General features: G+C 67.3%; 11 protein-coding genes. 3 read left to right on the top strand and 8 right to left on the bottom strand.

All coding sequences use genetic code 11. The annotated features are described in order from the left end of the window. Positions 1 to 61: 61 nt before the first annotated feature. The 7 genes from AC1DS6_RS12525 to AC1DS6_RS12495 all read right to left on the bottom strand — a co-directional run bounded on the left by AC1DS6_RS12525 (position 62) and on the right by AC1DS6_RS12495 (position 10,163). On the bottom strand, positions 62 to 1,462 hold the full coding sequence (locus tag AC1DS6_RS12525) for an efflux transporter outer membrane subunit (protein WP_477102552.1): 1,401 nt from the start codon (positions 1,460 to 1,462) through the stop codon (positions 62 to 64). Positions 1,463 to 1,467: 5 nt separating this feature from the next. Then, positions 1,468 to 3,477, bottom strand: a complete 2,010-nt coding sequence (locus tag AC1DS6_RS12520; protein WP_477102551.1) for a MacB family efflux pump subunit — start codon at positions 3,475 to 3,477, stop codon at positions 1,468 to 1,470. Then, positions 3,474 to 4,655, bottom strand: coding sequence for an efflux RND transporter periplasmic adaptor subunit (locus tag AC1DS6_RS12515; RefSeq protein WP_441628551.1), 1,182 nt, complete (start codon positions 4,653 to 4,655; stop codon positions 3,474 to 3,476). The genes AC1DS6_RS12520 and AC1DS6_RS12515 overlap by 4 nt, the downstream gene beginning before the upstream one ends. Positions 4,656 to 4,749: 94 nt before the next feature. Further along, complete coding sequence (locus AC1DS6_RS12510; protein WP_477102550.1) at positions 4,750 to 5,112, bottom strand: DUF3325 domain-containing protein; 363 nt, start codon at positions 5,110 to 5,112, stop codon at positions 4,750 to 4,752. After that, positions 5,109 to 6,737 (bottom strand): PepSY-associated TM helix domain-containing protein, encoded by a 1,629-nt coding sequence (locus AC1DS6_RS12505; RefSeq protein WP_441628547.1) that lies wholly within the window; start codon positions 6,735 to 6,737, stop codon positions 5,109 to 5,111. The genes AC1DS6_RS12510 and AC1DS6_RS12505 overlap by 4 nt, the downstream gene beginning before the upstream one ends. Continuing rightward, positions 6,734 to 7,030, bottom strand: a complete 297-nt coding sequence (locus tag AC1DS6_RS12500) for a DUF3649 domain-containing protein (RefSeq protein WP_477102549.1) — start codon at positions 7,028 to 7,030, stop codon at positions 6,734 to 6,736. The genes AC1DS6_RS12505 and AC1DS6_RS12500 overlap by 4 nt, the downstream gene beginning before the upstream one ends. Before the next feature lie 652 nt (positions 7,031 to 7,682). After that, the gene (locus AC1DS6_RS12495) at positions 7,683 to 10,163 is read right to left on the bottom strand and encodes a heavy metal translocating P-type ATPase (protein ID WP_441628543.1); all 2,481 of its coding nucleotides are present in this window, start codon (positions 10,161 to 10,163) and stop codon (positions 7,683 to 7,685) included. Between the two features lie 381 nt (positions 10,164 to 10,544). Here AC1DS6_RS12495 and AC1DS6_RS12490 point away from each other — a divergent pair, with 381 nt between their 5' ends. Next, the gene (locus tag AC1DS6_RS12490; RefSeq protein ID WP_477102548.1) at positions 10,545 to 11,957 is read left to right on the top strand and encodes a DUF2252 domain-containing protein; all 1,413 of its coding nucleotides are present in this window, start codon (positions 10,545 to 10,547) and stop codon (positions 11,955 to 11,957) included. Positions 11,958 to 12,030: 73 nt separating this feature from the next. Here the strand turns inward: AC1DS6_RS12490 and AC1DS6_RS12485 are convergent, their stop codons facing one another. Then, entirely contained in the window at positions 12,031 to 12,495 is a 465-nt protein-coding gene (locus AC1DS6_RS12485; protein ID WP_477102547.1) for a ProQ/FinO family protein, read from the bottom strand. A gap of 433 nt (positions 12,496 to 12,928) precedes the next feature. Between AC1DS6_RS12485 and AC1DS6_RS12480 the strand changes: the two genes are divergently transcribed. Then, positions 12,929 to 13,327, top strand: a complete 399-nt coding sequence (locus AC1DS6_RS12480) for a cupin domain-containing protein (RefSeq protein WP_441628538.1) — start codon at positions 12,929 to 12,931, stop codon at positions 13,325 to 13,327. 69 nt (positions 13,328 to 13,396) lie between these two features. Next, the gene (locus AC1DS6_RS12475) at positions 13,397 to 14,374 is read left to right on the top strand and encodes a Bug family tripartite tricarboxylate transporter substrate binding protein (protein ID WP_477102546.1); all 978 of its coding nucleotides are present in this window, start codon (positions 13,397 to 13,399) and stop codon (positions 14,372 to 14,374) included. Positions 14,375 to 14,402 lie beyond the last annotated feature (28 nt).

Raw genomic sequence — 14,402 nt, 5'->3', positions numbered from 1 at the left:
ATGCGAGGTCGCTACTCAAAAACAAGGCGTGCTTCTGCCGTGAGGGGGCGGGCACATCTCCCTACCATTGCGTATCCGGCCTCCATCCACCGCCAAGGGCCTTGTACAGGAGCACCGAGCCTTGCAGGGCAGCCAGGCGCAACTGGGCGGCATCGTCCTCGGCGGCGTAAAAGGTGCGTTGGGCGTCCAGCACGATCAGCAGCGTTTCCGCGCCGGCGCGATAGCGGCGTTGCGCCAGCGCGAAGGCGCGCCGGGCCTGCGCCAGCTCCTCATCCTGTGCGATACGCTGGGCGCCGACGCCGGCGATGGTGTTGAGCGCCACTTCCACATCGCCCGAGGCCGCGACGATGGCGCGGCGGTAGTCCGCCAGCAATTCCTGCTTCTGCGCGATGGCCATGTCATGCCCGGCGGCCAGCCGTCCGGCGTTGAATATCGGCGCCAGCACGCCGGCGGCGATGGCGTAGACCGGGTTCTCGAACAGGGTGTGCAGGCGGTCGCTTTGCCCGGTGGCGCTCGCGGTCAGGGCGAGGCGCGGCAGCATCAGCGCGCGGGCCACGGCGATATTGCCGTCGGCGGCCGCCAGCCTGGCCTCTGCCGCGGCCAGGTCGGGGCGGCGCGTAAGCAGTTCGGCGGGCAGGCCGCTGTCGATGGCGGGATCGCGCAGGCCGGCAAGGCTGGCGGTGCTGATTTCGAAGCTGCTGGCGGACTGCCCCAGCAAGATCGCCAGCGCGACCTGGCTGTCGTTGGCGCGTTGCGCCAGCAGGCGCAAGGTGCGCTCCCGGCCGGCCACCAGGCCGCGCTGCTGCGCCAGTTCCAGCGCGGTCGCGCTGCCGGCGCGCTGGCGCGCATCGACCACGGCCAGTACGCCGCGGGCATTGTCCAGCATGCGGGTGGCAATGGCGATGCGCTCGCGCAGGCTGACGGTTTGCAGCCAGGCCAGCGCGACTTCGCCGGTCACCGACAGCGTGACGGCATCCTGCGCGAAACCGGCCGCGCGCAAGGAGGCGGCGGCGCTGCCTGCGGCGGCGCGGTTGCCGCCCCACAGGTCCACTTCATAGCTGGCCGCGAGCCCGAGGCGGAAATTGGCCGAGCTGTCGCTGCTGCTGATGCCCGAGCCGCCATAGCGCCGGGCGTCGGCGGAGCCGGTGAGCTCTGGCAGCAGCGGTGCGCGGGCAATGGTGACACTGGCGCGTGCCTGCTGCACCCGGGCGTATGCGGCGGCGATGCCGGGATTGTCGGCGCGGGCCCGCCGCACCAGCGCATCCAGTTCGGCATTGCCTAGCGATTGCCACCAGTCGATGCTGACCGGATCGGCGCCGGCCCGGTCCGGGGGCGCGTAGCGCCATTGCGCGGGCGTGGCGGGCAGCGGGGCCTCGGGTGTGGCCTTCGTGGCGCAGCCGCCGGTGGCCAGCGCGGTCGCCAGCAAGGCCGCGCGCAGGGCGAGGGAAGTCAGGGCGCTCATGGTTGTCATTCGCTTGCCAGTGCTTGTACGGGGTCGAGGCGAGCCGCCTGGCGGGCTGGCATGTAGCCGAACAGCAGGCCGGTGGCCACGGCGCAGCCAAAGGCGCCGGCGATGGCCGTGAGCGAGAAGATCACCGGCACCCTGGCCAGTTGCAGGGCAAGGCCCACGGCGATGCCGAGCACCACGCCCGTCACGCCGCCGAGCAGCGATACCAGCACGGCTTCGGTCAGGAACTGGCGCAGGATGTCGCGCTGGCGCGCGCCGGTGGCCATGCGGATGCCGATCTCGCGGGTGCGCTCGCGCACCGTCATCAGCATGACGTTCATCACGCCGATGCCGCCGACCAGCAGCGAGATGGCGGCAATCAGGCCGAGCATCAGTGTCATGGTGCGTTCGGTCTCCGCGCTTACGCGGATCGACTCCGCGCGGTTGTACACGCGTGCATCCTGGTTGCCGCGCCGGGCGGCGAGGGCGGCCAGGATGGCCTGCTCGGTCTGTCTGGCTTGCTGCATGTCGCGGATTGAAACCGCGACCCAGGTGGGATAGGGATTGCCGTAGAGCCGCGCGCTGGCCGTGGAGAAAGGCACCACCACGCGCTCGTCCTCGTCGGCGTTGCCGGCCAGGGCACCCTTCTCGGCGAGCACGCCGATGACCTGGAACGGCACGCTGTCCAGCAGGATGGTCTGGCCGATGGGGTCACTGCCGTCCTCGAACAAGGCATCGCGCACGCGCTTGCCAATTACCGCAACCTTGCCGAGATCGCGTTCGTCGCGGGCGTCGAAGTACACGCCCTCGGCCAGCCCCCAGTCCAGCGCCGCGGCAAAATCCGTGGTGGCGCCGCCGCCTTCGGTGCGGTGGTCGACATTGCCGCGCCGCGCCATCACGAAGCCTTCGATATACGGCATGGCGAGTTCCACATTCGGCACGCCGCGGATGGCCTCCACATCGGCCAGCGTGAGCGGCCCGCTCCGGTCGCGGGTGGTTGGGGGCAGCACGCCCACATACATCTTGTTGGCGCCGAACACCGCCATCTTCTTCATCACCTGGTACTGCGAGCCGCTGCCGATCGCCATCATGACGATCACCGAGGCGACGCCGATAACGATGCCGAGCAGGGTCAGCCCGGTGCGGAAACGGTTGCTCCACATCACGCGCCACGCGGCGCGCGCGGCCTCGGCCACGTCGGCCGCGAGCGAGGCATGGCGGTCCTTGCCCGCGCGCATGCGGGCAAGCAGTTGGGCGGCGTCGTTGGCGCCTTGGGCGGGCGGGTTGGCATCGGCGGCCTCGGGCGCCGCATGGCGAGCGCTGGCGGAGTCCGATATCACCAGCCCGTCGCGGATCTCGATCACGCGGCGGGCCTGCGCCGCGATGCCGCGATCGTGCGTGATCAGGATCACCGTGTGCCCGGCAGCCGCCAGCCCCGACAACAGCGCCATGACCTCGGCGCCGCTGCGCGAATCGAGCGCGCCGGTGGGTTCGTCTGCCAGGATGATGCGTCCGCCGTTCATCAGCGCCCGCGCGATCGACACGCGCTGCTGCTGGCCGCCGGAGAGCTGGCCGGGGCGATGGCCGGCGCGTCCGGCAAGGCCGAGCTGCGTGAGCAGCGCCTCCGCGCGGGCCTGCCGGGCGGCGGTGGGCTGGCCGGCATAGATGGCCGGCACTTCCACGTTCTCGCGCGCCGTTTCGGTGGCGATCAGGTGGTAGCCCTGGAACACGAAGCCGAAGGCTTCGCGCCGCAGCCATGCCAACTGGTCGGCGTCGAATCCCGCCACGTCCTGTCCACAGATCAGGTAGCTGCCTTCGCTGGGACGGTCCAGGCAACCCAGCAGGTGCATCAGCGTCGATTTGCCCGAGCCGGAACTGCCGACGATGGCGACGAACTCGCCCGCCTCGATGCGCAGCGAGATACCGCGCAGCACTTCGGTGGCAGGGCTGGCGCCGTCGCTGCCGCCGCCATAGCGCTTGCGGATGCCGCGCAGCTCCAGCAGTGCCGGTGGGTTCAAGGGCAGGTTCACAGGCGGAACCTCGGCATGTCGTCTGCAGGCTTGCGCTCGCCGGTGATCAGCCGGTCGCCTTCGCGCAGCCCATCGACGATGTGCGCGCGCAAGCGGTCTTGCACGCCAACGCGGATCTCACGCGCCTGCGCCTTGCCGGCAGTGTCCAGCACACGGGCGCGGAAGCGGTCGGGCCTGCCGTCCACGGCCTGCAGCGCGGCCAGCGGGGCGACCACCACGCCGCGCGCTTCGGCGGAGACAAAGGAGACCTGGGCGGTCATCTGCGGCATCAGTTCGCCATCGCTGTTCCCGACGTCGAACAGCACGGTGTACAGCACGACCTTGCTCGCCGGCGTGGCCTGCTGGTTGCCCTGCGTCTGCTGGGCCTGGCTGCCCGGGGTCGGCGGCGCCGGCAGCACCTGGCGCACCTTGCTGCGCCAGCGGCGCTGCTCGCCGCCCAGCGTGGTGAAGCTGACCTGCATGCCCGGGCGCACGCGGCGCACGTCTGCCTCCGACACCTCGGTCCACACCGTCATGGTGGCGAGGTCGGCAATGCGCAGCAGCGCGGGCGTCTGGTAGGTGGCGTTCAGGGTTTGCCCCTGGCGTGCTTCCAGCGTGACCACCGTGCCGGCCATGGGCGCGTAGATGCGCGTGTAGCCCAGCTTGGCGACGTCGCCGTTCAGGGTGGACTGCGTTTGCTCGATCTGCGCCCGCAGGCGGGCCATGCGCGCAGCGGCGGTCTTGAGCGCGGCCGCGGCGGTTTGCACGTCTTCGTCGCGGGTGGCCTCCTGGCCAGCCAGGTGGCGCTGGCGCGCATCCTGCTGTTGCGCCAGCATGTGCAGCGCTTCCTGTTCGGCAAGTTGTGCCTTGAGGCCGGCCAGTTCGGCGCGGCCGGCATCCACCGTGGCACGCGGCACGCTGGCATCGATCTCGGCCAGCAACTGGCCTTGTTCCACGGTGTCGCCCACCTGCACGAGCAAGCGGGTGATCTGCCCGGAGACCTGCGCCCCCACGTCGACATAGCTGCGTGGATGCAGGGTGCCGAGCGCGGTGACGCTGGTTTCGATGTCGCCGCGCGCGATGGTGACGGTGTCGTAGCGCGGTGCGGCGTCCGTGCTCCACCAGGCCACGGCGCCTAGCGCGGCGAGGGCCAGGACGGCGATGCCGGTGATGGGAAGGAGTCGGTGAGGCTGCGCCATGCGTTAAGGGTTTTCCGGTTGACCAGGTGAGGGCGCGGTCCGGGGTGGCCGCGCCGCGGAAGTTGAACTGGCATGTGAGGCACGCTGGCAAGCCCTACGCCGGCACCGCCAGCCTGGCGGCGGCAAAGACCGTCGCCGGCAAGGCCAGCGCCGCTGCCGTTCGGGGGTGATAAGCCAGCATCAGCACGTAAGCCAGGGCGCCGGCGCAGAGCGAGCCGGCCCAGACCACGGCGCCGATGCTGGCGCCCCAGCCGCGCAGGCAGGGCCAGGCCGCCAGGGCGAGCAGCAGCCAGCCGCAGCCGCGCAGCAGCCAGCGTGCCGGAGGGGCGGGATCGCGCCGCCAGATTTGTCCGTGGTGCCGGTCCATGGCCAGGCTGAGGCTGGCCATGCCGGCGTAACACAAGGCCAGGGTTGCCGAGGCGGCCAGCGCCGGGGGCATCGATATCAGGGCCATCATGCTTCTCCCGGCGTGGCCGCCGCGCCGGCACGCCTGCCTGGCGAACGGGGCATGGCCTGGCGGCCGGCCCGGCGCACCCTGGCGGCGGCCCACAGCAGCAGGGTGCCAAGGGTGAGGGCGCCGAGTTCCAGGCCGGCGCTTTGCCAGTCCCCGAGCGAGGCATAGCGCAGCAGGTGCCAGCCCGTGGTCAGCGCATTGAGCAGCGGCAGGATCAGGCAAAGCAGGCCGGCCAGCGCCAGTTGGCGCGGCCACGCTTTGGCCGGCTGGCTGGCCAAAGCGTGCACCGTGGCTGCCAGCCAGATGGAGAAGAACACGGCGATTTCCCACTCGTGGCGCGCCTCCAGCGCCACCGGGAGCAGGCGGTTGCCCCAAAGGTAGGCAGCGCAGGCAATCGCCAGGCCGGCGACGGCTGCCACGTTGAGGCGGTCGATGGTGCCGTAGACGCGCGCGCTGGCGGCGCCGAACTCGCGCGCCTTGCGGTTGCCGCGCTTGGTGGAGAACAGCAGCAGGCCGGTGGCGATCATGGCGGAGCCCGCCAGGCCGCAGGCAAGGTAGAGCCACCTCACCGCATTGCCGCCGAAGCGCGCCATATGCAGCGTGCGCATGACCGAGCCGGCGACCAGCGGCGCCGCGCCGCCGGTGCCCAGCATCTCGTCCTCGGCGTGGGCCGACAAGTAGGCGCCGGTGACGCCGTCGTAGCGGAACTCGCGCTGCGACGAAAAGGCGAGGCCATCGTAGCGATAGAGGCCGGCAATGCTGACAGTGGCGTTGCCGCGGCCGGGCCGCGCCACCGCCACCGAGGCGATCGCGTTTGCGCCGGCGTCGTCCGCCGCAGCCAGCCGTGCGCGTGCATCGGCCAGCAGCGTGGGCAATGCCACCAGCGTGGCGGGCGCGCCGGGAGGAGGCAGGACCTTGGGCTCGAGCCAGCCGGCCCGCCCGAGCACGCCGAACAGCTTGGCTTCGCTGCCTTCGTAGTACGTCCGGATCCCCGCCGGCATGGTATCGGGCCACCAGATGATGAGTCCCGTGTACGAGATCATGAACAGGAAGGGCAGCGTCAGCACGCCCAGCGCATTGTGCGCATCGAGCCAGGAGCGCTGGCCCTTGCCCGGCCGGAAGGTGAAGAAATCCTTGAAGAAGCGCTTATGGGTGACGATGCCCGATACCAGCGCTACCAGCATGGCCATGGTGGCGAAGGCGACGATCCATACGCCCAGCATGCCGCCGTGCAGTTCATAGTGGAAGAGCACGAAGTGATGGCCGCCCAGCGTGTCTCGCGGTGCCGGCAGCACGGCGCCGGTGTTGGGGTCGAGGCGGATCTCGCCACCGGCCTGCCCGTCCCAGTGCACATGCATGGCGGCGTCTTCGGGCGAGGGAAACTCGATTTCCCAGTGGCCGGATTGCGGCGCATGGCGCTCCAGGTAGCGCTGGGCGTGGGCCAGCGCCTGCGCCGGGTCGGGCATTCCGGCGCTGACTTCCAGCCGCTCCGGCTGCATCCAGCGCGTGATGGCGCCGTCGAACACGCTAAGGCTGCCAGTCAGGAACACGGCGAACAGCAGCCAGCCCAGCCACAGGCCACACCAGGTGTGCAGCCATGCCATCGATTGGCGGAACGTCCCTTTCATGGCAGGCCTCGCGTCCAGTGCCCGGCCGCGGCGGTTGCAAGCAGGACGGTGGATGGCGCCAGCAGCCCCAGCCAGGCGCGGCGGGCCGAGCGGGCCGCGAAGGCCCAGAGCGCCGCGCCGGTGTAGATGGCGTAGCTGAGCAGGCTGGTGGTCATGACGGCTTCGGCCCGCAGGCCAGGCAGCACCGCGGCGCAGGCCAGGATGCTGGCGGAGGCGAGCAGGTAGCCGCCCAGGATCGCCGCGGCCGCGCGCGATGCAATCCGCATGGCTTGGGAGGGGGCGGGATGCTTCATGCGGCAGCGCTCGCAAGGGGCGGCGCGCAAGAGCGGCCGGTGTCCGGGGGCAGGCGGGGAGCCAAGGTGCGGTTTTCCTTTCCGAAAAGGGGGTGGAGACAGGGTGGTGGCCGGGTGGTTCACGCGACGCCGGGCATAAGCTCGCAGCGTCTCTGTATCCCTGACGCGCGAGATCGGAGAATCTGCCGGGCCGCCGGAGAAATTTTTGCCGCCTGCCGTGGCGAGCGCCACCGGCCCCTGACCGGGCTTGGCGGATCAGGTGGTCAGGAACCGTTATGGGGCAAGGGGAATGCGGAAAGGGGAAGCGGCGGGGCGGCCGGCGAAGCTCGCCGATCCTCTCATTTTCGCATCGCCGGCTTGTATGGGCAGACGCGATGGGAGACGTCACACGGGAGCCCTCGACTACTGGATGATTGCCGGGCCGGTACTCCCTGATCTGACATTGAATTCCTACGGTGAATTGCTGCTTGCCAGGCTGGCGTTGTCCGGGGGAATGCCAGGGTTCGCCGCGGCAAACCGGGCGACGCCGGGAGCCGGCCGCTTGGTAGCCGCTCACGCCAGTTGGGCTGTCCTTCGAGATTCATACCATGGCGATGCTTAACCAAAAAGCCCGCCTACACGGCTATGACCTCCCGGCCGGACCAGTCTCGCCTCAAGCCTTGACCGCGAAGGGGGCAACGAAGCCGCGCAGCCGCAGCGCGTTGGTAAGGACAAACACGCTGGACAAGGCCATGGCGCCTGCAGCAAACACCGGCGAAAGCAAGTTGCCGTTGACCGGGTACAGCAGGCCAGCCGCGACCGGAATCAGGGCAGCGTTGTAGGCAAACGCCCAGAACAGGTTCTGCTTGATGTTGCGGATCGTGGCCTTCGACAATGCAATCGCGTTGGGCACGCCACCCAGGTCGCCGGACATCAGCACCACGTCCGCCGCCTCGATGGCAATGTCCGTGCCTGTACCGATAGCAAGTCCCACATCGGCCTCGGCCAGCGCCGGCGCGTCATTGATGCCATCGCCCACATACGCGATAGGACCGTACTGCTTCTTAAGCCGCTGTACCGCCTCGACCTTGCCGTCGGGCAGCACTTCGGCAACCACCTCATCAATGCCCAACTGGCGGGCGATTGCCTCGCCGGTGCGACGGTTGTCGCCGGTGATCATGGCAACCTTCAGGCCAAGGCCGTGCAAGGCCTGGATGGCGGCCGCCGTTGTTTCCTTGATCGGGTCGGCGACGGCAATCATGGCTGCAAGCCGGCCATTGATAGCTGCGTACAACGGTGTCTTGCCTTCGTCGCCCAGACGCGCCGCATCCGCGCTGAACGCTTCGACATCCAAGCCCAGCTTCCGCATGAAGCGATCGGCGCCAATCTCGACCAGATCGCCATCCACCCGGGCGCTGACCCCAAAGCCCGTAATCGAATCGAACTGCCCGATGGTGCCCAGGGCGATCTTTTGCGCCTTGGCGGCGTCGACGATGGCCTGTGCAATCGGGTGTTCGGACTTCGCTTCGACAGTGGCTACCTTGCCCAGCACCACTGACCGTTCGAGTCCCGGGGCAACGATCAGATCCGTCAGTTCGGGACGCCCTTTGGTCAGCGTTCCGGTCTTGTCAACGGCCACCACCCTGGCGTCCTTCAGGGATTGCAGTGCCTCGCCCTTGCGGAACAACACGCCCATTTGCGCCGCGCGCCCGGTGCCCACCATGATCGACGTCGGCGTCGCCAGGCCCATCGCGCACGGGCAGGCAATAATCAGCACGGCAACCGCGTTGACAAGCGCGAATGTCAGGGCGGGGTCCGGTCCGAAACTCAGCCAGATAACGAACGTCAGCGCGGCGGCGGCCATGACTGCCGGCACGAACCACATGGTGATGCGATCAACCATCGCCTGGATCGGCAGCTTGGAGCCTTGCGCCTGCTCGACCATGCGGATGATCTGCGCCAGCACGGTGTCGTTGCCGACTTTGGTGGCGCGGAATGTCAGCGCGCCGTTCTGGTTGACAGTGCCCCCCACCACTTCCGAGCCGGGCTTCTTTTCCACGGGTACCGGTTCGCCACTGATCATGGATTCGTCGATGAAGCTATTGCCGGCCACGACTTCGCCGTCCACAGGAATGCGCTCGCCGGGACGAACTTCGATCAGCTCGCCCGCGACCACTTCTTCGATAGGAACCTCAAGCGTCGCGGCATCACGCACCACACGCGCGGTCTTGGCCTGCAAACCGAGCAGCCGCTTGATCGCTTCCGAGGTGTTGCCCTTGGCGCGGGCTTCCATATAGCGGCCAAGCAGGATCAGCGCCACGATGACAGCGGCGGCTTCGTAGTAGACATTGACCGTGCCGGCGGGAAGCAGGCCCGACGCAAACGTAGCCACGGCCGAGTAGGCATAGGCGGCGGAGGTACCTACCGCCACCAGCGAATTCATATCCGGCGCACCCCGCAGCAGCGCCGGGATGCCCTTCTTGAAGAAACGCAGCCCCGGCCCGAACAGCACGATGCTCGAGAGCACGAACTGGATATACCAGCTGTTCTGCGTGCCGATGCTTTTTGCAATCACGTGGTGAAACGCCGGAACCAGGTGCGCGCCCATCTCCATGATGAAAACGGGGAGGGCGAAAAGCGTGGCAATCGTCAGGGCGCGCCTTAGCGACTTCAGTTCGACAGCCTGGCGCTCGGCCACGGCATCGGTGTTGCTGGTGTCGCCCGAGATGACCTGCGCCTCGTAGCCTGCCCTGGCAACGGCCTGGATCAGGGCTTCGGGCGAGGTGCCGCCAGCGGCGCTGATCCGCGCGCGCTCAGTCGCGAGGTTGACGGTTGCATTGTTGACGCCCGGTACGGCTTTCAGGGCCTTTTCGACGCGGCCCACGCACGAGGCGCAGGTCATGCCCGTTACCGATAACTCAATGGTGCTCGAAGCCACGTTATAGCCGGACTTCTGCACCGCCTGCACAGCGGCCTCGACATTCGGTACCCCGTCAAAAGTGATGTCGGCGCGCTCGGTCGCGAGGTTGACGCTGGCCTTGTTCACGCCTGGCACGGCCCTCAGGGCCTTTTCGACGCGGCCCACGCACGAAGCGCAAGTCATGCCTTCGACCGGGATGCTGATCGCAACACTGCCTGTCGGGCTGGAACTCATCACTGCTCCTTGAAAAATTGGGAAGCTCCTTCATAACGGTGGCCACTTTAGAGCTTCCGATTATGTCAAGGTCAAGCATCCGGACGGAGTATTTAGCCGAATCTGCCGAAAAAGCGTCTCCGCGCGATGCGGCATAAATTGGTCTGCCCTGGTTGATTCTCGATCTCTTCTTGGATCTACCGCTTCGCTTTCTGGCGTGCCCGTTCTTTCCACTCACGGGCGATGGCGGCGACAGTCCCGTCGTGACGCAGCGCGGCACCCGCAACCAGATCCCTTATGGGGCGGGGGTGGCCTATGCTACGGAGATAGGCGAGCGTTGCAATCCCTACCGGCAATAACACAGAAAAGCACAGAGACAGAGCCGAAATTCAAGGAGCGCTTGTGGACACCCCTGTAGACATCGAATCCCGCCGCGAACGCGGCAAGGGCACGCGCAAACACGTTCCCCGCAGCGCGCATGTCGCGGTCGGCAACGTCGAACGAGATCCCGTCGAGTTGCTGGAGATCAACAGCGCCGGCCGTGTCGAACGGCTGGTGCCGCTGCGCTATGGCCGCATGATCGAATCGCCTTTCACCTTCTACCGTGGCAGCGCCATCATCCAGGCGCATGACCTCGCCGGTACGCCGAATTCCGATCTCCCCATCCAGATCTGCGGCGACTGCCACCTGGCCAACTTCGGCGGGTTTGCCAGCCCTGAACGCTCGCTGCTGTTCGACCTCAACGATTTCGACGAGACCAGCCTCGGGCCCTGGGAATGGGACCTGAAGCGGCTTACCGCCAGCTTCGTGGTGGCGGGCCGGCATCTGCGCCACAAGCGGGGCGTGATCGACGACCTGGTCTATCGGGTCGTGCGTAGCTATCAGGAGCGGATGGCCACCTATGCCGGGATGGGCATCCTCGACACCTGGTACGACTGCATTACCTTCGAGCGCCTGATGGCCGAGACGCCTTCACCGCAGATCCGCCAGCGCCTGGAGCGCGGGATAGCGCGCGCGACCAAGCGCGCCAGCGAGGCGCTGTTGCCGAAGCTGTCGGAGCGGGTTGGCGAGCGCTGGGTTATCCGCGACGCACCGCCGGCCATCTTCCATCTACACGGCCAGAACACGCTGTTCTCCCCCGACGACGACTGGATGAAGATCGACGACGCCGGAAAGGCGCTCGACAAGTCTTTCGAGGCGTACCTGGGCACCCTGTCGCCCGACCGGCGCCAGTTGCTCAGCCATTTCACGCGCCACGATGCCGCCTTCAAGGTGGTGGGGGTGGGCAGCGTCGGCACGCGCTGCCTGATCATCCTGATGATCGACAAGCACGGCAAGCCGCTGTTCCTGCAAAGCAAGCAGGCCACACAGTCAGTAGTGGCGTGCTATTTCAAGTCGCCGCCGGTGATGCATGAAGGCCGGCGTGTGGTGGAGGGCCAGCGGCTGATGCAGGCGGCCAGCGACGTGTTCCTTGGCTGGAACAACGGGCCGTCCGGCCGGCATTTCTACATGCGGCAACTGCGCGACATGAAGCTGTCGCCCGCGATCGAGCTGATGGATCATGAATTGCTGGGCAGGTTCGCGGCGCTGTGCGGCTGGGTGCTGGCGCGGGCCCATGCCAAGGCCAGCGGGATGGCGCTGGAGATCAGCGGCTACCTTGGCAATAGCGATGCGATGGCCGATGCGCTGTTGGGGTATTCGAACGCGTATGCGGATCAGGTCGAGCGCGACTACGACGTGTTTGTCGGTGCCTGCCGCTCTGGCCGGCTGGAGGCGCGCACGGATGAAGACATCGCCGCGGATTTTCAAATCTAGGCGCTCGCCGAAATCCGCGGATCGAGGAACACCACCGGGCCGATTCGAGTCCGGAGGGTGTCTATGTCGCTGATCAGCTAGGCTTGGGCGCAGTCGCGGTTCGAGATGACGCACGCGCCGCGCGGTGGGCATGGAGTTGCAGCGCCCGGTTCGCATCGGCCTGTGCGACGTGTCCCGCTTCCTGACCCGCCAGATCGACACGCGGGGCACCTTCCACCAGGCAGGTCCAGTAGCGGGTGCCGCGGCACCAGGTCCGGATCGCGTCGCGCAGCACCGACTCCGTCAGGCCAAGTTCCTGCGCGTGCTGGACGAGATCTTCGAAGATGCCGATCTTGAGCGCTACCTTCGGCGCAGGATTCTTCGGAAAAGTTTGCGGGAAGCGCTTTTGCAGCTTCGCGATGGCCTGCAGCACCGGATCCACGGGCTTCGCCGGGCTGACCGGAGCCACCGGACGCGCGCGCCGCGTCTTAGCCTGTGGCGCGGCCTTCGCTTGCCTTGCCAGTTGTTCCTTCAGTGCCGCCAGTTGTTCGAAGCCCATCGTGTCCAGCCAGTAAAAAAACTTGGTGCGATTGTAGCAGCCCTACGCGATTCACCTTGCCGCCCCCGCCGCGGCGGGAATCGGCCAAATCAGGCATCGTGGCCAGGACGGGCGCCCGTCACACTTCGCGCGTCCCCCCAATTCGGTGCCGTTCCTGCGTGGCTTCATGCCAACAGCGCTCCGCGCCCTCCCTGGCGGAACCCATATCCGCCAAATTTTGTTACATCTACAGAATGCTAAACCGGATATTTCTATCTGTGGACGGTAATTTTGGCGGTAGAACTGCCATCCACTTCCATCAGGCGCTTGCTGGGCGTACCTTTGCTGGACGTGTTTGTTTTCATGGGTATAAAATAAAATTCACAAACATGAAAAAATGATCGGTTTGCCTGTCGCCCTCCCTGGGTGGGGCGAAACTGGCAAGGAGACTGCAATGACATCCCCCTCGTCCTCGCCGACCTGCTTCGTCCGTGCCGAAGACGTGCCCGGCTACCACCCGGCCAACCATGTGGGTACGCTGAACCGCCGCATCATTGGCCGCGAGAATGTCGGTGCCACCCAGCTTGAGGTGATCCACGGCACCATCGAGCGCGGCAAGGGCGCCTTGCCGCACGCCCATCCCGGTATCGAGCAGGTTTGCTACGTGCTGGAGGGCAGGGCGCTCGCCGAGGTGAACGGCCAGTCGCGCGAGCTTGGGCCCGGCGACTGCTGCTTCTTCCCCGCCGGATCCATGCACGTGTTCACCGTCATCAGCGACGAGCCCGTCAAGCTGCTGGTGATCTACGCCCCGCCTTATGAGGAATCCCCGGATCGCGTGATCCGTCCCGCCTGAGCATTGCCCCGTCCCGGGCGGTTGCCCGCAGCCGAACGGACGTTCGTAGTTGAAGCCTGGAGGATCCCGATGAAACTGTCTTCCCGACGCCGCCTGATGCTGTGCGCCGCGATCTGGAGTGCTGCGCCGGCCCTGGCCTGGAGCAGCGCCTATCCCAGCAAGCCGATCCGCATGGTGGTGCCTTACGCGCCGGGCGGAGCCTCCGATGTGGTGGCCCGGCTGGTCTCGCAGAAGCTGTCTGAGGCCCTGAAGCAGCCGGTGGTGGTGGAGAACCGGCCGGGCGCCAACGGCATCATCGGCACCGACCAGGTCGCGCGTGCCGCGCCGGATGGCTACACCTTGCTGCTGAACACCGCCGGCGCGCAGACGCTGAGCCCTGTCCTCTACAAGGCCGGCTACGAGCCGCTCAAAAGCTTCGCGCCAATCAGCCTGATCAGCAGCATCGGCTTCGTCATGGTGGTCCACCCGTCGGTACCGGCCAAGACCGTGCAGGAGTTAGTCGGGCTGGCGCGCTCCAAGAGCCGTCCGCTGAGCTTGTCGGCCGGCAGCAGCATGATCGAGCTGATCGGGGAAACCTTCAAGACAACCGCCGGCACGCCGGATGTCGTCAGCGTCTCCTATCGGGGTACCGGCCCGCAGATGCAGGCGGTGGTGGCGGGCGAGGTCGACATGACCATCGACCCCTTTAACGGGATGGCAATGATCCGCGCGGGCCGGCTGCGCCCGCTGGCGGTGCTGTCGTCCAGGCGCTCGCCGGCGCTGCCGGATGTCCCGACCATGCAGGAAGCCGGCATCCAGGGCATGAACTTCAATTCCTGGGCTGGCTTGCTGGCGCCGGCGGGCACGCCAAAGGAAATCGTTACGCGGCTGAACCAGGAAATCGTCCGGATCGTGGCCATGCCGGAGATCAAGGCGCGCCTCGCCGCCATCGACTATGAAGCCGTCGGCAGTACGCCCGAGCAGTTCGCCACCATCATTGCCGACGACGCCGCGCGCTGGGCCAAGCTGGTGAAGGACACGAACTATAAAGAAAAGACCGCGCCATGAAGCGGCGGGGCTGCCGGTCCGGGTGTTA

This window comes from Cupriavidus sp. 05L310, from assembly GCF_056398185.1.
This window is presented reverse-complemented; position numbering and strand designations above follow the sequence as displayed.